This window comes from Bacillus sp. FJAT-28004 (assembly GCF_001280845.1).
Taxonomy (GTDB): domain Bacteria; phylum Bacillota; class Bacilli; order Paenibacillales; family Paenibacillaceae; genus Pristimantibacillus.
The window spans coordinates 2,798,757-2,821,441 of the sequence record NZ_LGHP01000001.1; the positions used below are offsets into that span (position 1 = coordinate 2,798,757).

The following is a 22,685-nucleotide window of genomic DNA, read 5'->3' on the forward strand; positions in this document are numbered from 1 at the left end:
ATTTTCCCTGTCCAGAAAAGGTGCGAGGCTTATGATCCGGTTCGCATCGATGGTGCCGTCTACAACCCGGTCTACCAAACGACTTAATGTCTCTCTGCTAATAAAGGGTGCCAGCCCTTGAACGGAATGCCAGCTCAAGCTGCCCTCTTCTGCTTGTTGTACCAAYCGATCTACATGYTCTCTTCCAAGAAACGGCGCAATTCCAACAAGATTGTGCACTTCTAAGGAACCGTCAATCGATTTATCTACCAGTCGGTTTAATGTGTCACTGCTGACGAACGGAGCGAGTCCGGTAATGACATTCCACACAATCTCGCCCTCTTCTGCCTGACGAACCAGTTCATYCAATGTATCTGTTCCAAGGAACGGAGCCAGCCTCATGATCACGTCTAAYTTAAAGACGTTGCTGTCTAATCGTTCAGTAACCTTATGCAGAACGCTTGCCTTTACAAACGGCGCTACTTCTACAAGCTCTTCCACCTCCACCTCTCCGGTATTGACCATCTCTGCAACTTGTTCTGGCCTGTTCTCTGCGATCTCCTCAACGATCGTTCCTAGGTGCTGGTGCTCCCGATTTTCTGCGTTTTCTCCTGCATTAATAATGTCGTCTACCGTTTTGCCGAATAACCTCGCAAGCTGCGGAAGCGTTCCGATATCCGGTAGCGAGTCGCCCCGTTCCCATTTCGATACCGCTTGATGACTTACATTCAGTTGATCTGCAAGTTCCAATTGGGTCAGATCCTGGTCTTTGCGAAGCTTCGAAATATAAGCTCCAATTTTACGTAAGTCGAGCATCCTATTACCTCCGAAAAAACAAAATGTACAGTGCGCACCGTCGAAAACAGCATAGCATTTCCGCAAACGTGATTCTATCAAGCGTTGGTTGAATTGTCACATCCGCATTATTCAACTGCCGGTAGAATTGTCCAGATTGAAAATCGCCAGAGAGGGTAGCCAGATGATCCCGCAGCATATGCGAGATCTGGAATCCACCCGACCCACACTACTTTTGTCGCTTTCATTTATAGGTTTTTTCTACAAATCATTTCCATTAACCTGCCCGTTAGCTTAATACAATGAGCAGGCCACCGCAGCACCTGCTCATAATGAGTTACCTGAACCGGTTTACTTAACTGCATGTATCGAAAACCATTGAGGAAGGGCTGCTATAGGATTTAATTTCCAGTTACACAAATCATCTAGTTCTTGTTTTGAGAGCGATTTCCCTTCATCTTTTGACTCATCGATCCAAAATGAGCCATCCTCTGCATACATTTCTTCGATACGCTTAACACATAGACCTGATGAAATAATAGAATTCGCTATATCCTGTATACGCCAATGAAGTCTTGGAACCTCATCTATAAGAAAAGGTCCAATTGAGTCATATGGCTTTACTACAGTTATATTCTCTTTTTCTATAGCAAAAGGGCGACTAAATGGATGAATATCAAACATGATGTACGCACCATTTCTTTTAAGAATTCTTCTTATATTGTTGTACATGGAGTTTAAATCATTAATCCATACATGGACTCCATTCGATGTATATACAAAATCATATTCATCACTTTTAATGTTACTTAGTTGCATTGTATCATCGCATATAAATTCTATGTCCCATCCATTTTTTCGAGCCAAGTTCGAACTGTTTTCTATTTGTCTTTCCGATATGTCGCACGATGTGACGCTTGCCCCCATTAAGTGAAAAGCGAAGACTGCATGGTTATCTCCACTTGAAGGAACACATACTTTCTTTCCATTCAAATTCGGCAAGGCCTTATTAATCATTGAATATGTTGTACGATGAAATGCCGATTCAGGGGTTTGTATTATTTTTGCTATTGCCTTATCTGTTCTATACCTTTGATACCATGTTTCGGACCATTCATTCCATATTCCTTTTACATTATCCATTTAGGTACCCACCTTCAATAATTTGTTAATAAGATTATAGCAAGGTCGGAACCTTTTGAATGTTTAATAATCAACTAGAAAATAAATTTTACACAAAAAGTCGCACCGGACGATCATCCAAATATTTTCTACTTCCTGAATTATGCCCTCACTTCTTATGCGTTTGCACGGAGCCACTTCTTATCGTTTAGATTTTGAACGAAGCCAATCATTATCATCGTACCGTCGTAAACCTCCTTTAACGTAAAGTTAAACTTCTCTTTTATCCTGCCAGTTAGCTTAACGCTTAACGACATTCAACTGCGAATGATTTTTTCATCATCAATTTCAAATACCATATCAGCTACGTTCTCCACCAAACGGAAATCGTGAGATATATAAATGATTGTACCTGCATAGTTCTTCATCAAATTTTCTAGAGCTACCACGGCATGCAGATCTTAAAATATGGAGCAAAAAAACGAAGCGCTTGGTGATATGAAACTACACAAAAAAAAGAAGCAGCCCAGGGCTGCTTCTTTCAATAAGATGTTCGTTTATAACTTAATCTCGATTCCCTTGGCGGATGATTCACTGGTAGCGAGCAGCGCTTCCATGGTGTTCAAGTTGTCGCGGCCCGAAATAGCCGGCTCTCGTTCTTCTCTGATCGATTGGGCGAATTCGGCAAGTACGCCATGAATGCTTTCCTTCTCCGGAACGATAAATGGAATACGGGTTTTGGTCTGCTTGGCGCTAACGACATATATGCCGTATCCCTCGCCCATATCATCCATATAGACGGACCCTTGCTCGAACTGGATTCTCCACACGCCTTCCCAAGGCACCGGGATTCCTTTGGCTAACAGGCTGCCGAGATAGAATACGTTTATCCCGCTCTCGGTCTGGTAGACCGCATTCACGTTAGGATCACCTTTGTAACCGCTATCAAGGTAGTTCCAGGTTTTTCCCCATACACTCGTAATATTGCTGCCTAGCAAGAAGCGCATCATATCGATATGATGGACGGACATCTCCAGAAGAATATAATTATCCATCTCACGTTGATAGCCTTTTCCGTCATGATCGTAGAAGAATTGTGACTGAACGAACTGTATGTTTCCTAAACCGCAATTTTGGATCGTCTGTTTCAATGTGACCACGCTTGGCAGATAACGATAGTTTTGGCTGATCATCAAGCTCCGGTGTCGTTCAGCCGCCAACTTAACAAGTTCCCGGGCATCTTCCATCGTCTGCACGAAAGGCTTCTCGATCAGAACATGAAGGTTCTGTTCCAACGCTTCCTTAGCGATCTGGTAATGGACCGGCGAGGTCGCGGAGATAAATACGGCATCGGCATCCAGTTCACGGAAGGCCTTCTTATAATCCGTGTACAGGATTTGTTTGGAGAGAGAATGCTCTTCAGCAAATCCTTCCAAAACCTCGTCATTTAAATCAACTAAGCCGGCGTATTCAAAATCAGGGGAGGGAACGACAAAGCTGCTGGCAACGCCTCGTCCATGCATGCCTAGACCGACTTGAATAATCTTCAAGCTCATTACTTTTCCTCCTTATTGCGATATAAATATCCGATCTTAGCGCCCGGAGGCAGGACGCCGTAGATATAGACCGCTGTCATTTCCTCGGTTACGACAAGAGAGTGTTCCTGTCCTTGTTCCGTCAGTACGATATCTCCAGGACCGATTTCATAGGTATCGCCTTCGGTTGTACAAATTCCTCTTCCGCTCACGATAATCCAATATTCGTTACATTCGTGATAATGCAGAGGTACTTCCTGTCCCACCTGCAAATGGTTAATCCCGTAATGGTTAACCTCGCTCCATTTTGGAAACAATTCCAACTCCTGCTTGTCTACACGAATGACTGGCATAAGTTTGCACCTCTCCATAAGAGAATGTATAAGTTTCTATTTAATAATGCTTATCAAAATCCACTAGATTGTAGGACGGTTTACCGTTATGAAGGTATGACTTTAAGTTTGTCATAAAAATTTCCATAGCCCTATCATCATAATACAACGTTGAGCCCGAATTATGCGGCGTGATAATGACATTGTCCATCTGCCACAACGGACTCGTCTCGGGCAAAGGCTCTTGCTCGAATACATCCAAGCCTGCACCGGCGATCTTGCCCTCACGCAGCGCTTCAAGCAAAGCATCCGTATCCGTCGTTCCGCCCCTGCCGATATTAATAAAGTGTGCGGAAGTTTTCATGAGAGCAAATTCCCTGCGTCCAAATAAACGATACGTCTCCGGAGTCAACGGGAGTGTAACGATGATGTAATCGCTTAGCCGGAGCACCTCATCGAGTCCGAGATTATCAAACATTTGATCCACATATTGTGAAGGCTCCCCAGATCGTCTTACCCCAAGTACCTTCATACCGAATGCTTTGCCCAATCTGGCCGTTTCCTCTCCGATCTCCCCGACTCCAATCACGCCCATCGTTCGGCCGTGAATTTCGTTCAACTCTCCCGTCGATTTCCAGGTATTTTGGATTTGATGGCGGATCGAAAGATGAAGTTTTCGGGAAAAAGCAAGCATCATCGCCAAGATCGTTTCGGAAATCGGAAAGGCGTGTACGCCACTGGCATTTGTCAATACGATCCCTTGGGCTGCCATCTCGGCAAGCGGAAATCCGTCCACACCTGCCCCCCAATTCTGTATCCATCTTAATTTCGTATTCGGATTCAAACATTGCTCCGCGGCCGTCTTGTTCCAGCCGACAATAATTTCGGCTTCCTTCAGATGAGGAGCCCACTGCTCTTTATCGCCATGAGTCACTTTCCATTCCGGGGGAATAACCGTATAAATCTGATCAAGCTGTTTCTGGGACAGTGGAAACAAGAATACGATCTTAGGCATATGGCTTTCCTCTTCTTTCCTAAACAATGGATTTTTCTATAGTATAAAGAATCGCCGCCCGGTAAGAAAGAGCTTTTCTTAAGTACACTAACTTATGGATTAAGTGAAAACATAAAATGGAGCCACGTATGAAGTAGCTCCATTTTTTATGCACAAAGTCATTGTTAACTCTTACTCTTACCAATCACAGGACAAGATCGTAAATTCATGATTTCTTTACGCAAATGTGCATCAGAGATAATAATCATGCACTACTGTTAGGATATCATCCTGGAAGAGGAGTGATCATATGCGAATTGCCGTGTTTTCAGACACATTTGTCCCGCAGATCAATGGTGTTGCTCTTACTTTGAAGCGATGGACCGATTATTTGTCCGACCATGGTGTTGAATGCATGCTGTTTGTGCCTACCGAACCGGACCCATCTTATGAAGATGAGGTGTGCAGGCTCGCCAGTATTCCTCTCCTGCTCTATCCGGAACATCGGTTTGCCATTCCCAATTTGCTGCGTATTCGGCATCAGCTTTCCCGGTTCAAACCTGATCTTGTCCATATCGCGACCCCCTTCAATGTCGGACTCGCCGGTCTATCTGCAGCCCAGAAGCTGCACATTCCTGTAATCGCCTCTTACCATACCCATTTCGACAATTATCTGGACTCCTATCGCTTTCCGTTCGCCCGGGCTTGTTATTGGCCGTATATCAAATGGTTCCACCGTTCCTGCCGCGCCATATTCGCTCCTTCGCTGGAGACGATCAACCGACTGGAAGACAAAGGGCTGCGCAATCTTGCTTTGTGGACCCGGGGGGTGGACTGCGATTTGTTCACGCCTGAGAAACGATCGGACCGTATTCGCGAGATTTACGGGATCAAGGAGCGGTATCTGCTCCTGTTTGTTGGCCGTCTGGCGCCGGAAAAAGATTTGGATATCCTGCTCCAACTGATGCAGCGGCTGCCTGAAGAGATGCGCGGGCAAGTCCACTGGCTCATCGTCGGCGACGGCCCAATGATGGAGCAGGCCAAGCTGGAGGCTCCTCAGAATGCAACGTTCGCCGGCTATCAAAGCGGAGAAGAGTTAGCAGAATTTTACGCCTCCTCGGATCTGTTCGTGTTCCCCTCTTCGACCGAAACATTTGGTAACGTCGTGTTGGAGGCTGCGGCGTCCGGGGTTCCCGCTATTGTCGCCGATAGCGGAGGCGTGACTGAGATTGTTCAACATGGGAAGACCGGGATGCATGTACAGGCGAGAAATTCAGAGAGCTTTCTTGCGGCCTTGACCGATTGGATTGACCATCCGGACAGATGGCAGGAGTTCGGGTTACAGGCAAGAGCTTTTGCGCTCACGCGCACATGGGATCTCGCGATGGAGCAAATTTATACACGCTGCCTGCAGATCGCAGAAACGGAGCATAATCAGCTGGCCGCCGCAAGTCAAACGATGGCCGGCATGCGGGAAGAAGGCGAGACTGCTTGAAGATAGAACGGGGTATGTTCACATCTGAACTTCAATAGGAGGTACAGGGATATGGATACCGGAACTCATCTTCTTATTGGCGCCACTTTGGGCGGACTGGCGATTTCTCTTGCCGATCCCGCTCTCTTCAGTCATTCGACCGTCGTTTACGGATTATGCGCGGCGACAATCATTGGGTCGAACGCCCCTGATTTCGATGCTGTCATACGTATTCGCGGGTATAAGTCTTACTTGCAGCATCATAGGGGCTTCAGTCATTCGCTGCTTATGCTTGCGGGGTGGCCAGTCGTCCTCGCCCCCTTGATCGCCCTCGCCTTTCACGCCTGGGCCTATCTGATCCCGATATTTCTATGGACGATGGCCGGGGTCGTGTTCCACGTCTTCCTCGATTTTTTTAATGCATACGGCGTGCAATGTTTCAGACCGGTTTCACGTAAATGGTTCCACGCAAATACCGTCCCAATCTTCGATCCGATTCTGTTCGTTCTACATGCTGCGGGGCTGCTGTTATGGCTGTTCGGCGTCTTCGGGGTAGCAGCTATTTTCCCGCTCATCTATGCTTTAACCTTTCTCTTTCTCGGATGCCGTATCCTGATCGGCCACATCATGCTGCATCACGTCCGCAGGCGATACGGAATTGCCGGTTATTCCTTCCTAATTCCGCAAGGACTCCCCTTCAAGTGGAAATACGTCCATGAAACCGGGGAGGCCTATATCACCGGCTCGATTTGCGGATTGAATCTGGAGGAAGAAGTCATCTTCGAAAAAGGGGAACAGAACGATGTGATTCAGGCGGCGATGGGCAGCGACGGAGTGCGCACGTTTCTCCTATTCACGCATCGTGTTCATGTCTCCTGTCAGAAACTTCAGAACGGATATAGGGTCGAGCTGCGCGACATCCGTTTTCGACATGGCCATAATCTCCCCTTCGGCATGGATGTAACGTTAGATGAACGGCTGCAGGTGACCGGGGACACGATCGGGTGGAGGAAAAAGATGTGGGAGCCGCCTTTTGCCTGATAATCGATAAGGCTGAGCGAATTTGAAAGTGTTGACCACTTCAAGCAAGAACTAGCCCAGTACATTGAGTACTACAATCACAAACGAATCAAGTCAAAATTAAAAGGCATGAGCCCGGTACAATACCGAGCCCATGCCCAACAGCTTGCCTAAAAAAATATGTCTAACTTTAAGGGGTCACTTCACGCAGCGCCTGCTCAACATTGAGTGTTATTCTAAACGCCGAGTCAGCCTGTTCGACTTGCCGCATTCAGTGCACTTCGTTTATTTCAATGGACACCATTTTTAACTAAATCGAACAATAAAGTTTATGAATGATAGCGCCTTGATGATTACGTTCCATCTTAATCACTTGATCGAATTGATCAACTGCATCCTGCTTTCGGTCCAAACCAAGGAAACCTAGGCCCATCATAAAACGACAATGGATAACATTACGCTTGTTCAAATCCTCCTCGAATACGAGAAAATCAGGAAGCGATACGGCAAAGTAGTCAATTTTGACATCATCAAACAGATGTTTTTCCGCGAAGTCGATCATCTTGTTAAACCTGCGTTTTGCTTCTTTGTCATTTTGTAGTTTGAGCCATGCCAAGCCTTGATAAAAAATCATTTCAGGCGGTTGATCGTTATAGAACATCGCGCTCGCAGGTTCCTCGAGACCTTGTGAAGCCATTTTGAAGGCTTCTTTGGCTTCAGTCTCCTGACCAAGTCCTTCTAGTGCACAGCCCAGAAAGTAATATACATTATTCTCTTGCGCTCCCGCCAGCTTCGCTTCTCCGAGATTTTCCGGATTGTTTAGCGCTTTCTTAAGCAGGTTCACAGCATCTAAATAACGTTTCTCGACTAACCCCTTCTTTGCAAGTTCTACGCATGCCAGAACATATTGCCCTAGGGTCTTACCTTCGCCACCTTCCCAAGGATGGAATTGACGGGATTCGAGCAGATTAATGGCTTGTTCATGAAGACCAAGCGTATTGTGAAGGGTTACATATTCCAAATACAAATCATCACGTTCTTGAACTAAAGCGATGTGACGCTCAAGGGCATCCAACCTTTGCGCTGGTTCGATATCAATTTTTTTATACTGTTGATCCAACTCATAGAAGACACGTGCATCCGAAGTATCGCATGCAAAAGCTGTCTCTAATGACTTCTGTGCTTTATCAGCATCATTTATTTTATTAAAGCTGGCCAGAGCCAAATTGCGATGTGCGGTCGAGAAGGAAGGATCAAGTTCAATTGACGTTTCCCAATGCGCCACGGCATCAAGATGCCGTTTCTTGTCGTAATATAAATTGCCTAAAAAGTAATGAGCCTTGGAATCATTCGGACGCATCTCAATAACAAATCGAAGTATCGTAAGATCAAATAAATGGTTAGGGAAGCAGTAGTCTGGCATCGATGTGCTGCCCGCATGAAGATGACAATCCGACAAGCCCGTCTGACCATCTTTTGCATAACAGTAAGCCAGAGCATAATGAATCATTGGGTAAGCGTCTGACTGATCATCCGGTGCAATACAGTGTAAAACCCGTATCGCTTCGTTATATAGTCCTGCTCCAGCATAATCAGAGGCAAGCGCCAAATGGTTATGTGAATCCTTGCGCATGAGGACATCCATATCTCCGCGTATTTTATTCGCACGATCATGGTCATTTTCCAACATATAGACTAAGTAAAGTTCGTTATACGCCCCAAAATCAGCGATGTCCAGCGTAAGCGTTTCTTTTGCATATTTCTTAGCTGCTTCCAATCTTCCCAACCTGCGAAGCAAAGCGGCTTTTAAATCGCGTGCTTTGTAGTTGCGTGCATTGCGAATCAAGGAACGCTCAACAAGCTCAAGCCCTTCAACATAAGCGCCTTTCTCTGAAGCGATTTGAGCTAATGAGAAATAACCGCTGTCCTGCCAAGCTGCCGACCATACTGATTTATAAAATGCTGCGAATGCCTCATCTAAGCGATCTTGATGCTTAAGCGATACGCCCAGCTGATAATAGGCTTCGCTGTCATAAGGGTTAGGATTTCGCCAAGTTAAGCTGCTAATTGCTTTCCGGAAATATCCTTCGCTTTCTCGAAACAGGCCTCTGCGCAGCAGCAGCGTTCCGTAAGCCACATTTATCCGTATATCATTCTCATCCCGTTGCAAACCTTCCAGGTAATAGGCTTCCGGTTCAAAAGTGGCATGCCGATATTGCTCCAGATGCAGGCCAGCCAAATATAGCTGCTCGTTAGTTTTCAACTCCTGCGGCTCTGGCATCGGCTTAGCTGCATCCGGAATTTCTTCAATTTGTGGTTTCTTGGGCTGATAGCTGACTAGTACACGACCAGAAGCATCCTTTACGGTAAGCAATAAATCATGAGCCTGATCATCCTCATACAATGGAACTATGGAAGTAAACGTTCCGTTCGGACTTAGGTCTGCCGTTTCTTGCACATATACCCTGCCCTTGCTTTTCAACTCTATTAACGCTGCCTCGAAGTCCGAGGTCGCGTAGACTTGTATGGTCACATTCTTTTCATAAGAATTAACCTCTAGATTAACTGCTGCATCGATTGAAGCATTTTTGACGACTCCAATATTTTTATAAGGCATGAAATATTGCTTAAAAGACTTCTCCTCATAGGGCTGCAGCCATGTGAAATCTGGCTGATTATCCGTGTATACACCTGTCATTAGCTCAATATACGGACCGTCCTCATCGGTTAAGCTGCGATCCCATGCTTGCCCGAACTCGCCATTTCCCCAGGTCCATTGCTTTTTTCCTGGAGAGATATGATGATTGGCAACATGCAGCAAACCCGCTTGAACCGAGTGATCATATCCGCCGACAAAGTTATAGTCAGATTTATATGCCATATAGGAGGTTGGAACCGGAATGTTTTTGTAACGAGAAATGTCAACGCCCTCAGAATAATCCATTTTATAATAGGTGCCGGTTGCAATTGGAAACTTCGATACATCACGCTTGCCGTGATCAAATACTGCATTGACATCGGGAGGAAATACCGATTGTGTGTGGTCATTAACGGCCACCGCAGGGTTCGCCCACCATAGAAATGTTTGCGGCTCTGAAGTTCGATTATAGAGCTGCGCATGAATTTCCAAGTACGCCTTGTCAGGATGTAAGGTAAAACCGGCCGTTACTTTTGTTCCGTACATACGATCGATCTCGCTTACCCACACGGTTGCGCTGCCATCATCATTTTCCTCTAGACGGTATTCAACTGGGCCAAAGGTATTTGGACGATGATGCTGCGGCCAGTTGAACTCGATGCCGCCTGAAATCCATGGTCCTGCCAAACCGACAAGAGCCGGCTTAATCACACGATTGTAATACACGAAATCATAATTATTTGTTTTATCTACTGCCCGATAAATTCTCCCCCCGATTTCCGGCATAATCTCAATACGTAAATATTTATTTTCAAGGATGGCCATTTTGTATGCTTTAGGTAGCTTTTCGTCTTCAATCTTATCAATTACCGCATGCGGATACACTCTGCCTGAGCTTCCTTGATAGACACGCCTTTCCAGAAACATCGGATTTTTATCTGGTTTGCCAACCGCGTAAGTGGGAATTTGTACAACTTCCTCCCATACCCGTGAACGTTCAGTAAATGCTGCCAATGTATTCACTCCTCATCATCATTTGAGTTATGCTATACGTATACCTTACAGTAGTCAGGGAGTGCATACCATTCACAAAAGACTGATGATGATGGATTATATTCTTATTATAGGAAGTGATGAAGCTGTTGAAGAAAGCAACAGGTTTCGATGCAGAGAAAATAATCGTATTGCCCCGTTACCAGCTTAATGAAATGGAATCTCATCTTATAGTTAGAGAAACCTACATTACTGATATCGGATACTTCCCTCGCGCCGAACACCATTATCGCAAACGACCTGTTGGATGTGACTCCCATATTATAATTTACTGTGCAAGCGGCGAGGGATGGATTAAGATCGGTTCTGACCAGAAGATCCGTGTATCGAAGCAGACGCTCGTGTTCATTCCTGCTAACGAACCGCATTCTTATGGCGCAGAAGAAACAAATCCTTGGAGCATTTACTGGTTTCATCTTAAAGGGAGTCAAACCGAGATGCTCATTAAAAACGTTGGGCTCGAAACAGGATCACTTCAATTATCGTTAAGCGAAGCTGAGACTTTGTTGGAATTCTTTCACCAATGCTATGATTTGTTGTCCGCCAAAGCATACTCGCTCCCGCATCATATTCATGTCTCTTATACAATCCGATACTTACTCAGCTTCATAGGACTAATTCCAAGAAGAAAACAAGATGGAAACGCAGATGATTTCATCGAAAACGCCATTCGATATATGAAGGAAAAGATTGAATCTAATCTGACACTTGAGGACCTTGTTGCGTATACACGCATATCGAAGCAGCATCTCAATCATCTGTTTAGAAAGTCAACAGGTTGTCCGCCAATTGACTATTATTTACGATTAAAAATGCAGCGTGCTGGAGAATTGCTTGATTTAACAGATAGCAGCGTCAAACAAATCAGCCTGTCTCTAGGTATTAATGATCCTTATTACTTCTCTCGATTGTTTAAAAAAATGATTGGAGTATCTCCAGCTGCTTATCGCGACCATTTGAAAGGGTAATAAACTAACAAGCCCCGATGATAGCATCATCGGGGCTTCGATGTTCACATTTTCAGGTTCACGATGCTCCAAGGCGACCGATATCACTATCGATCGCCCCTTGTACCGTGAGAGCTATTCGCCCTCACCGCTTGAATAAATGGTAAAAATCAAATCGCGCTCTCCGTTATTTTCCGTAGTCCATGTCTCGCCGCCGTCCAGTGAGATCCGCTCATACCCGTCCGGATAAGAATTTGTATCGTTATAGGCAAACCCGTAGTTATTATTCGTAGATTCGGTCATAACCGATTTCGGCGATTTCAAGATAAAGCCGTATTTCTTGCTTGTATCCAAATTCTTCAGCTTCGGATAGATGGAATATGGACTCACGCTCCCCGGGATATTATAGGCCGGGAGCGACGCGGAGAAGATCGTCTCCTGCGGGTTGTCCTGCTCATCCAGCATGACGATATCGAAGTAATAAGCGTCCGCCGGTACGGTATTTACATAGCTCTCATAAATATACAGATCGATCTTCGGCAGGGTGCTGTCGTTCAGCTTGAACACCTGCATCCTTTGTACCTTGGCTCGAATGTCCGAATAGCTCGAGTAATCCGAATTGCTGTTGTCCTGGTCAATAATTGGACCGCTATTCCCCTCGACATAATAGGCTTCAATCTCTTCAATAGACGGGATAATATAATTCGTCTTCATGAACAATCTTATTTTTGATGTTGACACGGTTTCAAAATTAATGACTTTATTGTCACCAACCGTAAACCCTTTTGTGATGTCAACGTACTTCGTACCATCCCAGTACTGAAGCGCATAATTGGCGATCTGGAAACTAGAGCCTTTATGCTCTTTAATGACAACTCTGTTGACGGATGTCTTTTTGGCAAAATCGATTTCAGCCCATTGATCGTTCAGCTGCCCTTCGGCCGCGCTCCATCTCGTGGATGAAAGGCCGTCCGTCAATTTGTCCGCTTCATATCCCGTATCGCTCCAGGTCGAGGATACTCCAGCTTGTTTGCCGAGGGCAAGATTGACCAAAGCGTCTCCTTTGTCTTTGCCTGATCCGCCTTTTGATACTCGAATAATGGCCGTACCATTCTTCTGGAGCGTGTGCGTAAACTTTCCGGATACTTTGCCCAGCACCTTCCCGGAGTAAAGCTCCGTTAACGTATGCTTGGCATTCGGGTTTAATCCAAGTTCGGAGAGGTTGACCGTAATTTGCTTCTCTTCCTTGGCGTTCCAATTAGACAGGCCGACAATGACATCGCCGCCGTCATCAGTTATATAAACAACCGACGGGGAATGTTCCCCTTTATGATACACATTCGGCATGTCTAAAGGCTTGGCGGCTTTGCCCTTCCGAACGAGCTCCAGCAGGTTCTTATTCTCAAGGATGCTCATCCTTTCCTCTGACAGGAATGGGAAGTTATCGCCTGCAAGCCAATGTCCCCCGCCCAGCGCAACAGTCGTTGCCAGCAGCTTGCCTTCACTTTGACTGTATTTGTACCAGAAACCTTGAGAAAAATTTTCCGGAATAATCATGTCGGCATCATTGTATTCATACAGCGTACCGTTCGTCCACCACGAAGCGGCTGTGTTGAAAGCCTGCCGTTCGATGCCGGAATAACCATCTACTCCTATCGTCGTATCGCATGCCGATCTTCTGCCGTGAGCAAACGCTGCAGGCAGCAGAGGCGCAATCGATTCATTAATATAGATCGGGCGATCGGCCGCAAGAACCGCATCCCGGATAATCCCCATGCCGATTCGATAAGCTTGAACGCCGTTTACCGCCGGGTCGTATCTCAGCCCGTCGTACATGCCCATGTCAATAAAATCGAGCTTAAGGTAGTCGAAGCCCCAATCGATATATTTCTGTATGGCGCTGCGCAGCGCCACTTGCGCCGCTGGATGGGTAATATCCATCGCATAGGTACCCAAATACGTTCTGATCAGCTGCCCGTTCTCATCCTTTAGTGAAATATCCCTATGGTTATATTCCGTCCCCGGAATAGGCAGATCGAGCCAGGCATCATAGATCGTGAACGGCGTTTGATAGCCGCCGACCTTCAAGCCTTTCCCATGAACGTAATCCGCAAAGGCCTGCATCCCCTCTTCGAAAGGCAGATCCGAGACCGGCTGGAAACCTCCATCCAAGTTAAAATACTCGTAACCGAGCGGTTTAAGATGCTCAGCCATATAATCGACTAGCGGATACATCGCTTCGGCCGTCGCATAGTTGTAATGCGAGTAATACGTGTTGTAGCCCATAGGCACCTCGCCGTCCCATTCCAAGCGAGGCTCCCCGATGTTGTACACGCTGCCGTATTCCTCAAGGCCGGCCTGATAATCTCCGTAATATCCGATGAAGAAGCGATCAGATGAGACTGTCTCCCCGCTTTGCGTGCCGCCCCAATTATAAAGGCTGAACGAGGTTAATGGTCCATTTGCCTGTTCCGCTTCCCCGAGCTTCTGGCTGCTCTTCCAATTTTTCACGGTTGCAGCGCCGGCCACGAAGCCTTGCTTGGACGTATTGTCGAACATGGCCGCAACCCAGTGGCTGATGCCGTTAAATGGCTCCCATTTCAACTGCTCGCCTTCGAACCGGTCGGCGCCGTTCTGACTGTTGCCAAAATCATTGACAGGCGCTACCCCGAAATCAAAGTTATTCGAATAAGGAGTGGTGAAGATGCGTTTGTCCGTGCCTGATCCGATATCAAGAAAGGAGGACGAAACCGGTTCAATCACTTCCACGGCTTGGGAAGCCGGACTGACTACACGCATATCGGTCAAAAAATAGGATTTATCCGAATAGAGATAGAACTGCGTCACGATCGCGGAGCCAGCATTCAATTCGTTATTAATCGTCAATTTCACACCGTTATGTCCGTAGCCGTCGTCCCCGATATTACTCCATTCGGCTGTCCGAACCGCAGGGTCGGTTGAACGAAATCTCGTATCATTACCGGCAAGCTTATAATTGGAATGAAAGTTTTGCAGAACCATTCGATCGCCCCAGGTGACGTTCCCTTGTCCGGTCGATAGATTATAAGTGAGCGTATACTGGCCGTTCGAGGCTTTCACGATCCCATTTTTCTGTTCAATCTGCAACTTTTGCGGTTTAGCGAAACTATCGTAAGGCAGCATGACAACCCCCATAACGAATACTAATAAGATTGCAATCACTTTTCTTAACGCCATTTTATTCATGTGTTCCCTCCCGAATTTTATTTCGAATCATGACACTATCGAAATCGCCTCGCATATTAAGAGGAATACCTGCGTTCATTAACGTGCTTCCATGCAGCTGAACAGTATCTTTCACCAGTCCCTCCACATCATATACCATGCCGCCGGCAAGACCCTGCAGCGAAATCGATTCTCGCTCCGCCCCAGAAGTTAAATTCCTCGCACTCACGTTCCACTTCGGCATCAAATGAACTGTGGAACTGAGAGCCGAGACGATGGGCGCAATCAAGCGCCGCTATCGTCTCTCCCCAATACAAGTGCTGGAGAATCCCTTTCTCGTTCACTCCGAACACATAAGATGTCCGCACGGTTTGAATTTCAAATAGATGCTTGTCTTCATGAACGATTGAACGATTATCGGCAATTCTGTCACATCATACTATGATATTAATTCCAAAGTTCTTTTCGCTTGTTGTAATTATCCGTATAAATCTTCTCCAGCTTCGCAAGTCCTGCCGTTTCCAATTCCTTCATCATCGTGTCGTATAGTTTGACTGCTTCCGCCTCGGAAGGCGCCATTACCATCCTAGGGAAATACTTATTAGTCGTCTCGCCGACCTTCGTTTGCATAATTGCTTCAGGAGTGCCGCCGCTTGGACCCAAGTTGTCATAAAGAGCCGTGTCATACGACGAATCTGCCAGGTTCTTGATCGCAAGATCGGCTACTGCGTCCGTCTCGTACCGACCGATTAAGTCATATGGCGTTCCATCCGACCCTGGACCGTTCTTGACTGTCCAGGTCCACTTCCGGATACCAGTTTCCGTGGAATAACCCGCCCAATCCTTTTTAAAACCCTCCAGAACTTCAGGCCTAGGAACATGCTTGCCATCCTTCATATCCCAGTGCGTTCCTTCAATACCCCACATCATCAAATATTGACCTTCCTCACTAGCTAGGAAATCAAGGAATTTAATAGCACGGACCGGATCGGCATTTTTCGTCGTAATTCCGATGCCATCCCATCCGAGCGAGTTTTTCGGTCCAAAGGTCGTTTTCTGCGGATCGATGCCTGGTGCAACGACTTTATAAGGATAAAATTGACTTTCGTCTTTTTTGGATTGATCCGCCGCTTCCTCCTTCAATATCGTATTCGGCTTGCCCAGATTCCAAAAGGCATCCGTTGTCGCAAATACGCTGCCCGATGCCATCTTTTGTTCATATTGCTGTGTTTTTATCGTTGCCCATTCCGGATCGATAAGCTCCTCAGTATACAAGGAATTCATAAATTTGATCATGTCCAAATACTTCGGATCTCTCACGTCGCTTTTCAGTTCATTGCCCGTTTCATAATAAGGCATAATACCGTACATGCCTTTGAACGTGCCCGAAATCGCGCCCATGTTCTCACCATTAAATGTCATGGCCATCGAAGGTTTGCCGTCAATTGTCGGATACTTCTCTTTGAAGCTTTTGAGCAGTCCGACAAACTCTTCAACGGTGAAGGGCTCACCATTGTTCACTTTATCCCCGGCTCCCAGCTCTCTCATTACATCCATTCTCATCATAAATCCGAAAACCGGATATTGCTCCAGCCCATACCAGTTGGCAAGGTAATAGTTCTTACCGTCCGTGTGCCGGGTCTTGTTCAGCATATCGCCATACATTTTCTTAATGTTCGGTCCATATTGGTCAATTAGATCGTTGAGAGGGATTAGCGCCCCAGCCGCAATATATTTGTCGAGAATATCGCCGCGTGAAATCGCCATCAAGTCAGGCAGATCGTTGCTTGCCAGCATCAGATTTAATTTCTCGGCCGGATTGCCGGTTGGCTGTTGAATTTCCAAGGAAACGCCAGTCTTCTCGCTTATTTTTTTGGCTACTAAATTATCAAACGAATCACCGACATTACGGTCAAAAAAAGTGAATTTGATCGGCGAGTTTCCCTCGGCTTCACCTTCTTCTTCTGCTGCAGGCGTATTAGCTTTACCCTCGTTTGTTGGTTCCCCATTGCTGCTGCAGCCTGCAAGCAGTGCCATCAATAAAAAAATCAGACCCGTAAATCGGACATGCCCCTTTTTTCTCATAGCTGATCTGTTCCTCCTTGAAATTAGGATGCAAATGAGTTCAACAATCGTCGAAACCGCTTTGCTTAGACTTTATTGTAGACACCAGACCGGTCTCGATTCTATACAACTTTGTTATTAAACATGACGGAAAACGACTATCATAAATACATAATCGTCTTCGGAATTCGGATCTGCACAGAAGTGCCTATACCAAGCCTGCTGTACACCTCCACGCCATAACGCTCACCGTATGCCAGCTTAATTCGCTTGTCCACATTATAAATTCCGTAACCCGCGGGCTGATCCGTCTTCTCCAGCATCCGTTCATAAACATCGCGAGGCATCCCCATACCGTCATCAATAACGGATAACAACAAATCCTCTCCCTCTGAGAAGAGCTTAATGATAATCGTAATCCCGCAGTCATCATCCCAAATCGCATGATTAATGCAATTTTCAATAAAAGGCTGCACGATTAACTTCAACGTTGTAAATTGAAATAGCGACTGGTCCAATGCATAATGTACCCGGAATAAGCCTTGGAATCTGGTTTCCTGTATGGAAAGATAGTGCTCAGTAAGCTTAATTTCTTGTTCAATTGTGATCGTTTTTTTCCCTTTATTTAAGGAGATCCTGTAAAACCTTGCCAAATCATCTGCCATACGATGCACATGACCACTATTATGTTTAATGGCTAAAGCCGAAATGGAAGCCAGTGTATTGTAGAGAAAATGCGGCGTTATTTGAGCTTGGAGACTGTTCATCTCCGCTTCATTCTTCAGAACCTCTTTCTTGTACACGTCATTGATTAAATCTTCTATCTTTATCGCCATCTTCTTTAGAGCAAAAGACAGTTGGCCTACTTCGTCATTCCCCATCGGCGGGAATGTTAAATCGAATGTTCCGCGTTCCACCTTGCGAATTTGATGGAGCAGTATTTCGAAGCGCTTCGTCATTAACTGACTAGTTCCGTATATCAGGACAATGGCAGCGAATACGCATGCGAGCGAGATGGTCAGCATTTTACCGGAGGCTGCTCGAGCCTGCATCAGCAATTCCTCATAAGGCAGAATGACAATCGTATTCCAGCCGTTGTGTAACGATTTTTGAATGACGATCGAGTTTTCATTCTTTTGGGCTAACAATTCGGCAGCGTTTCGGAACTTAGCATGTTTGAGGTCTGACGTAATAATATTTCCGTTCTCATCCGCCACAATAATCGCTTTGTTATTGCTCTCTTTCTCGATGAGAGAGAAGATTTCCCTCTCCGAAATGTCCATAGTCAAAATGCCGTAAGGAAAGTTTAGACTCAAATAGTTCAGTGAACGCGTAAGCGTCACCACACGATCCTTCACAGCTCCATCTGCCGGGAAAAAGTGGGTAATATGTCCTTCCGCATGCAGCGATTGCGTGACCAGCTTTGCTGGCACCTCATCCATATGCTTTACAAAAAGTCCGTCCGAATGAAGCGTTTGATTATCTGTATAAATCGTAATCGACAGCAGATTAGGATTCATCGCGAGAATCTTATTGAGCGTTTGATTAATATAGTCGTACGCGTCAAGCACCGAAATATCGTTTTTTTCATAGTGGTTCAGCAAGTAATTCCTGAGCTGAGTGTCCAAGTAAATTAATGTGGCATTCTGGGCGTAGATGTCGAGCTTATTTTCAATATTGTTATTGATCTGATCAATCGTATTTCCTACGTTCTCGACCGCCTGCCGGGTTAGCTGTTCTTTAATCGTCTGGTAGGAATAGAAAACCAAGAAAGCGATGGGCAGTATCGTAACAAGTAGATACACGATAAATAACTTGCTTCGCAAACGTCTGTTGATCATATTGAGTCGAATTCTTTTGCAGATGTTATAAAAATTTTTTGCGATATTCATTTGGAGTGACTCCTTGCGTTTTATAAAAAAACGAACTGAAATAAGACGAGTTATCGAATCCCACTTTTTTTGCCACATCATGAATCTTTAATGATTTGTCGCGCAACAATTCCACTGCTTTCGTAAGACGGACCTTTGTCAAATATTCATGAATGGTACAGCCCTTCTTCTCCTTGAATAAGGCTCTCAAATAATTGGGAGAGATGTACACCTTCTCCGCGAGATGTTCGATCGTTAGAGGTTCGAAGTAAGCGCTGTCAATTATATCGACCACTTCCTGCACCAGCAGCATATGCCGATCCTGCTGTTTATCCTCAAGATAACGTCGGATCTTATCCATCAACCCCAGAATAAAATCTTTGATTCCTCGAATGGAATCTTCTTGCAGAATTGATCGGTTCCAGTCATGAAGACCTCCGATCCCTTTGATTGCCTGATCATCGATTTTCGTACATAAGTTGGCTATCCCTTTCAATACATCCATCGAAACTTCATAAACTTTTTCCCTTTTTACGTGCATCCGGACCAACGTATCGAAATAATGGTCAATTCCAATTAGAAATGCCGACAAATCGGACAAATTTAATCGCCTCAGAAGCATCTCATCTTCGGAGTTAAATGCAGCATCGCGCTCAATCTTAACTTGCCCTGAATGAATAATGTTCCCATGACCGGTATAAAAACGTTCCCCCACCGCTTTCTCCGCTTCCTCGAACATAGAGTTCGCGTTTTTCAGCAAAGTTACCGTGTCAGCAATCCCGATGGTAACCGTCCAGTCATATTCACGCCTAATGGCGTCGGATAGTTCTTGCCAAAATAACTCGTAATCCATGCTAGGATTAAATTTGACAGCGAGCAGCCATTCATGTTCATCTGCCTTTAAGGTGATTCCTTCCAACGAAAAGCTGCTCAACATCGAACTGATGATCATTGGTATCTCGTTCTTCTCTTTCAACCGCACAGTAGAACTTTGTTTATATGCAAAATAGTTATCGATACAAATTAAAGCGGTTACATAATGATCGTTAACAAACTGCTGATCCATTAGGATGAGCTCTGTCCACGATTGCTCTAAGCTTCCATCGTTGCTCGCAGCTTTGTAAAGTTCCTCAATACGTTTCTCAATCAGGATCTGCTTGGAACGGCGCAGTAAATGGACTTTCTCCACCTCTTCCTTAACTTTAGCTATTACATCCTTCAATTCGACTTGATTAATCGGCTTCAAAAGATAACCAACGGCCCCTGCATGAAGGGCTGATTTTACATAAATAAATTCATCGTGCCCGCTTAAAAATATGATTTTCATCCAATTGAAACGTTCTTGTATAAGTGTCGCCAGCTGCAGTCCATCCATAATCGGCATTCTCACATCAGTAAGCACGATATCCGGCTGTAATTGCTGAATTTGCTCCCAAGCTTTCTTTCCGTTTTTGGCGGCTCCAACTACTCTAATGTTCATGCTAGCCCAATCGATGTGGTTCTGGAGCAGATCCAACTCGATAAATTCGTCCTCCACTAGAAAAATAGTCAACAATCCGCATCTCTCCCATTATCCGAATAATATTTCCCATTATATCACCGGCATATCTCTCGAAGTAGTGCTTCACATTCTTTTTACACAATGATAGGCGTTTTCCCGCATGTTTCTTCACATTGTAATATTGCTACCAGAGATCGGCGACTCGTATAATTTTGTACATTACCAGGGAACGAGGTGCTTACATGAGTACGGCCGTCAATGCTTTAAGCAAGAAAAATACAGTCACAAAAAAAAGCTTCAAAATTCGGTTATTTGAGCAGCGGTATCTTCTTTTGCTGCTTACGCCAGCGATCATCTGGGCAATCTTCTTCGCTTATTTACCAATGGCTGGATTGTATATGGCATTTGTCAATTATAAACCTTCGCTTGGAAATTTTTGGGGCAACTTATTCCAAAGCGAATTCATTGGCATGGACTGGTTCAATTATTTTTTCAAAAACGGTGATTTCTTGATCATTATGCGAAATACGCTGGCATCCACTTTACTTACGCTGGTCATATCCTTTCCCGCTCCAATTATCATTGCGATTGCCCTGAATGAGATCAAAGGAGCAGTATTCAAAAGAACGGTTCAAACCGTGTCCTACCTCCCCCATTTCATTTCCTGGGTTATTGCGGCGAATATCATCGTTACGGTTCTCTCATCAGACGGAATTGTCAACAAAATGCTGCAGTGGCTGCATTTGACGGATAAAAGCATTTTCTTTCTGCAGGAAGGCAAATATTTCTGGTGGATTGTGGCGATTGGAAACACATGGAAGGAGATGGGGTACAGCGCGATTATTTATCTCGCAGCAATCTCTTCGATCAATCTAGAACTATACGAGGCAGCACGTGTTGACGGTGCCGGCCGGATCAAGCAGATTTTGTATGTAACCCTGCCGCATTTGAAGCCGACAATCGTAATTCTTCTCATCCTTTCTCTCGGAGGCGTGCTCAACGCGGGCTTTGATCAGCATTATTTACTCGGCAACGGCTTGAATCAAGGATATTCCGATGTTTTGTCAACCTATTCATTCCGGTACGGATTGCAAAACTCTATGTTCTCCTATGCATCAGCTGTTGGTTTATTCAATTCCGTTGTCGCCTTCATTCTGGTCGTAATCGTCAATTTTACTTCCAAAAAATTAAACAACCAATCGTTATTTTAAAGGAGTTAATGAACAATGCCAAAAATACACTCGCTTTCGGATAAGCTTTTCGATCTGTTCATTTACCTCTTTCTCATCGTCATCTTTCTCGTTACGTTTTACCCCTTTTGGAATATCCTTGTTGTGTCCTTAAATGATGCCACCGATTCGGTACGTGGGGGATTATATTTATGGCCGAGGCAGTTCACGCTTGAAAGTTACAAATCGATATTCCGTAATGCGGAGTTGATCAATTCAGTGAAGGTCACCGTCCTGCGGACGATCATCGGGACTCCGCTCTCCGTGCTGGTCATCAGCATGATGGCCTATTCGCTTAGTAAGCGCGAGCTTATTGCCTGGAGAGCATTTACGCTGTTTTTCATCTTCACCATGTATTTCGGTGGAGGATTGATCCCCACCTATATGATCATCAAATCTTTGGGACTGATCGATTCATTCTGGGTGTTTATTTTCCCAGGTCTGGTTGGGGTATTCCTCATGATATTGGTTCGTACATATATCGAGCAGCTGCCGCCGGAGATGGAGGAATCCGCCAAGATTGACGGGGCGAATGATCTGCAAATTTTCGGCCGGATGGTCCTTCCACTCTGTGTTCCTGTACTGGCCACCATCGCACTATTTATCGGCATCGGGCATTGGAACTCCTGGTACGATTCGTATATCTATACGTATAAGCCGGAGTTGAAAACGCTTCAGGCTATCCTGGTCAAGATTTTGAATCAGTTCCAGACGGGGGCCATGGTATCGGAAGCAGAGCAGCTAGCGAACAGCTCGAAACGGAATCCGGTATCCGGCGAGAGCGTCCGGATGGCAGTAACGATGGTGGCCACCCTCCCTATTGTTCTTATTTATCCGTTTCTGCAGCGATTTTTTGTGAAAGGCATTATGATGGGAGCAATTAAAAGCTAACTCTAGTGGAAAGCACTTGAACTTAGGGATTCATTC

At 45.3% G+C, this 22,685-nt stretch carries 16 protein-coding genes and 1 pseudogene; 6 read left to right on the forward strand and 11 right to left on the reverse strand.

What is annotated here, in order from left to right; genetic code table 11:
• The 5 genes from AC787_RS12215 to AC787_RS12240 form a co-directional block, all read right to left on the reverse strand.
• A partial coding sequence (locus AC787_RS12215; protein ID WP_082360731.1) for a helix-turn-helix transcriptional regulator occupies nucleotides 1-795 on the reverse strand: 795 nt, incomplete at its 3' end.
• Between the two features lie 330 nt (nucleotides 796-1,125).
• On the reverse strand, nucleotides 1,126-1,917 hold the full coding sequence (locus AC787_RS12220) for a class I SAM-dependent methyltransferase (RefSeq protein ID WP_054025039.1): 792 nt from the start codon (nucleotides 1,915-1,917) through the stop codon (nucleotides 1,126-1,128).
• Nucleotides 1,918-2,453: 536 nt separating this feature from the next.
• Nucleotides 2,454-3,452, reverse strand: coding sequence for a Gfo/Idh/MocA family protein (locus tag AC787_RS12230; protein WP_054025040.1), 999 nt, complete (start codon nucleotides 3,450-3,452; stop codon nucleotides 2,454-2,456).
• Complete coding sequence (locus tag AC787_RS12235) at nucleotides 3,452-3,784, reverse strand: cupin domain-containing protein (protein ID WP_054025041.1); 333 nt, start codon at nucleotides 3,782-3,784, stop codon at nucleotides 3,452-3,454. Before AC787_RS12235 ends, AC787_RS12230 begins: the two co-directional genes overlap by 1 nt.
• Nucleotides 3,785-3,824: 40 nt before the next feature.
• Entirely contained in the window at nucleotides 3,825-4,778 is a 954-nt protein-coding gene (locus AC787_RS12240) for a D-2-hydroxyacid dehydrogenase (RefSeq protein ID WP_054025042.1), read from the reverse strand.
• A 289-nt stretch (nucleotides 4,779-5,067) separates the two neighbouring features.
• Between AC787_RS12240 and AC787_RS12245 the strand changes: the two genes are divergently transcribed.
• From AC787_RS12245 to AC787_RS33250, 3 genes and pseudogenes are all read left to right on the forward strand, one after another.
• Nucleotides 5,068-6,252: a glycosyltransferase family 4 protein gene (locus AC787_RS12245; RefSeq protein WP_054025043.1), complete on the forward strand. Its 1,185-nt coding sequence runs from the start codon at nucleotides 5,068-5,070 to the stop codon at nucleotides 6,250-6,252.
• A 51-nt stretch (nucleotides 6,253-6,303) separates the two neighbouring features.
• Nucleotides 6,304-7,272 carry a metal-dependent hydrolase gene (locus tag AC787_RS12250; RefSeq protein ID WP_054025044.1) on the forward strand — a complete coding sequence of 323 codons (969 nt, stop codon included), beginning with the start codon at nucleotides 6,304-6,306 and terminating at the stop codon, nucleotides 7,270-7,272.
• An 18-nt stretch (nucleotides 7,273-7,290) separates the two neighbouring features.
• A pseudogene (locus tag AC787_RS33250) lies at nucleotides 7,291-7,425 on the forward strand (IS3 family transposase); the annotation flags it as partial.
• A 136-nt stretch (nucleotides 7,426-7,561) separates the two neighbouring features.
• Here AC787_RS33250 and AC787_RS12255 read toward each other — a convergent pair.
• A complete protein-coding gene (locus AC787_RS12255) occupies nucleotides 7,562-10,903 on the reverse strand; it encodes a DUF5107 domain-containing protein (RefSeq protein ID WP_054025045.1) in 3,342 nt (1,113 codons plus the stop codon).
• Nucleotides 10,904-11,022: 119 nt separating this feature from the next.
• On the opposite strand from AC787_RS12255, the gene AC787_RS12260 reads away from it, so the two are divergent.
• On the forward strand, nucleotides 11,023-11,910 hold the full coding sequence (locus AC787_RS12260; RefSeq protein WP_054025046.1) for an AraC family transcriptional regulator: 888 nt from the start codon (nucleotides 11,023-11,025) through the stop codon (nucleotides 11,908-11,910).
• Between the two features lie 114 nt (nucleotides 11,911-12,024).
• Here the strand turns inward: AC787_RS12260 and AC787_RS12265 are convergent, their stop codons facing one another.
• From AC787_RS12265 to AC787_RS12285, 5 genes are all read right to left on the reverse strand, one after another.
• Nucleotides 12,025-15,114, reverse strand: a complete 3,090-nt coding sequence (locus AC787_RS12265; protein WP_054025047.1) for a discoidin domain-containing protein — start codon at nucleotides 15,112-15,114, stop codon at nucleotides 12,025-12,027.
• Nucleotides 15,107-15,322, reverse strand: coding sequence for a GH36 C-terminal domain-containing protein (locus tag AC787_RS12270; protein ID WP_161807535.1), 216 nt, complete (start codon nucleotides 15,320-15,322; stop codon nucleotides 15,107-15,109). Before AC787_RS12270 ends, AC787_RS12265 begins: the two co-directional genes overlap by 8 nt.
• A gap of 218 nt (nucleotides 15,323-15,540) precedes the next feature.
• Nucleotides 15,541-17,178: an ABC transporter substrate-binding protein gene (locus tag AC787_RS12275; protein ID WP_054025049.1), complete on the reverse strand. Its 1,638-nt coding sequence runs from the start codon at nucleotides 17,176-17,178 to the stop codon at nucleotides 15,541-15,543.
• A 140-nt stretch (nucleotides 17,179-17,318) separates the two neighbouring features.
• A complete protein-coding gene (locus AC787_RS12280; protein WP_054025050.1) occupies nucleotides 17,319-19,049 on the reverse strand; it encodes a sensor histidine kinase in 1,731 nt (576 codons plus the stop codon).
• The gene (locus tag AC787_RS12285) at nucleotides 19,024-20,583 is read right to left on the reverse strand and encodes a response regulator (protein ID WP_054025051.1); all 1,560 of its coding nucleotides are present in this window, start codon (nucleotides 20,581-20,583) and stop codon (nucleotides 19,024-19,026) included. The genes AC787_RS12280 and AC787_RS12285 overlap by 26 nt, the downstream gene beginning before the upstream one ends.
• Before the next feature lie 188 nt (nucleotides 20,584-20,771).
• Between AC787_RS12285 and AC787_RS12290 the strand changes: the two genes are divergently transcribed.
• Together AC787_RS12290 and AC787_RS12295 are read left to right on the forward strand one after the other, a co-directional pair.
• Complete coding sequence (locus tag AC787_RS12290) at nucleotides 20,772-21,740, forward strand: ABC transporter permease (protein ID WP_054025052.1); 969 nt, start codon at nucleotides 20,772-20,774, stop codon at nucleotides 21,738-21,740.
• A 15-nt stretch (nucleotides 21,741-21,755) separates the two neighbouring features.
• Entirely contained in the window at nucleotides 21,756-22,649 is an 894-nt protein-coding gene (locus AC787_RS12295; protein WP_054025053.1) for a carbohydrate ABC transporter permease, read from the forward strand.
• Nucleotides 22,650-22,685 lie beyond the last annotated feature (36 nt).

Bases quoted from the DNA above. Each gene is read 5' to 3' on its own strand.
- AC787_RS12275 (WP_054025049.1), bottom strand. From the start codon at position 17,178: ATGAGAAAAAAGGGGCATGTCCGATTTACGGGTCTGATTTTTTTATTG.
- AC787_RS12250 (WP_054025044.1), top strand. From the start codon at position 6,304: ATGGATACCGGAACTCATCTTCTTATTGGCGCCACTTTGGGCGGACTG.
- AC787_RS12290 (WP_054025052.1), top strand. From the start codon at position 20,772: ATGAGTACGGCCGTCAATGCTTTAAGCAAGAAAAATACAGTCACAAAA.
- AC787_RS12240 (WP_054025042.1), bottom strand. From the start codon at position 4,778: ATGCCTAAGATCGTATTCTTGTTTCCACTGTCCCAGAAACAGCTTGAT.
- AC787_RS12280 (WP_054025050.1), bottom strand. From the start codon at position 19,049: ATGAATATCGCAAAAAATTTTTATAACATCTGCAAAAGAATTCGACTC.
- AC787_RS12265 (WP_054025047.1), bottom strand. From the start codon at position 15,114: ATGAATAAAATGGCGTTAAGAAAAGTGATTGCAATCTTATTAGTATTC.
- AC787_RS12245 (WP_054025043.1), top strand. From the start codon at position 5,068: ATGCGAATTGCCGTGTTTTCAGACACATTTGTCCCGCAGATCAATGGT.
- AC787_RS12230 (WP_054025040.1), bottom strand. From the start codon at position 3,452: ATGAGCTTGAAGATTATTCAAGTCGGTCTAGGCATGCATGGACGAGGC.
- AC787_RS12235 (WP_054025041.1), bottom strand. From the start codon at position 3,784: ATGCCAGTCATTCGTGTAGACAAGCAGGAGTTGGAATTGTTTCCAAAA.
- AC787_RS12260 (WP_054025046.1), top strand. From the start codon at position 11,023: ATGAAGCTGTTGAAGAAAGCAACAGGTTTCGATGCAGAGAAAATAATC.
- AC787_RS12220 (WP_054025039.1), bottom strand. From the start codon at position 1,917: ATGGATAATGTAAAAGGAATATGGAATGAATGGTCCGAAACATGGTAT.
- AC787_RS12295 (WP_054025053.1), top strand. From the start codon at position 21,756: ATGCCAAAAATACACTCGCTTTCGGATAAGCTTTTCGATCTGTTCATT.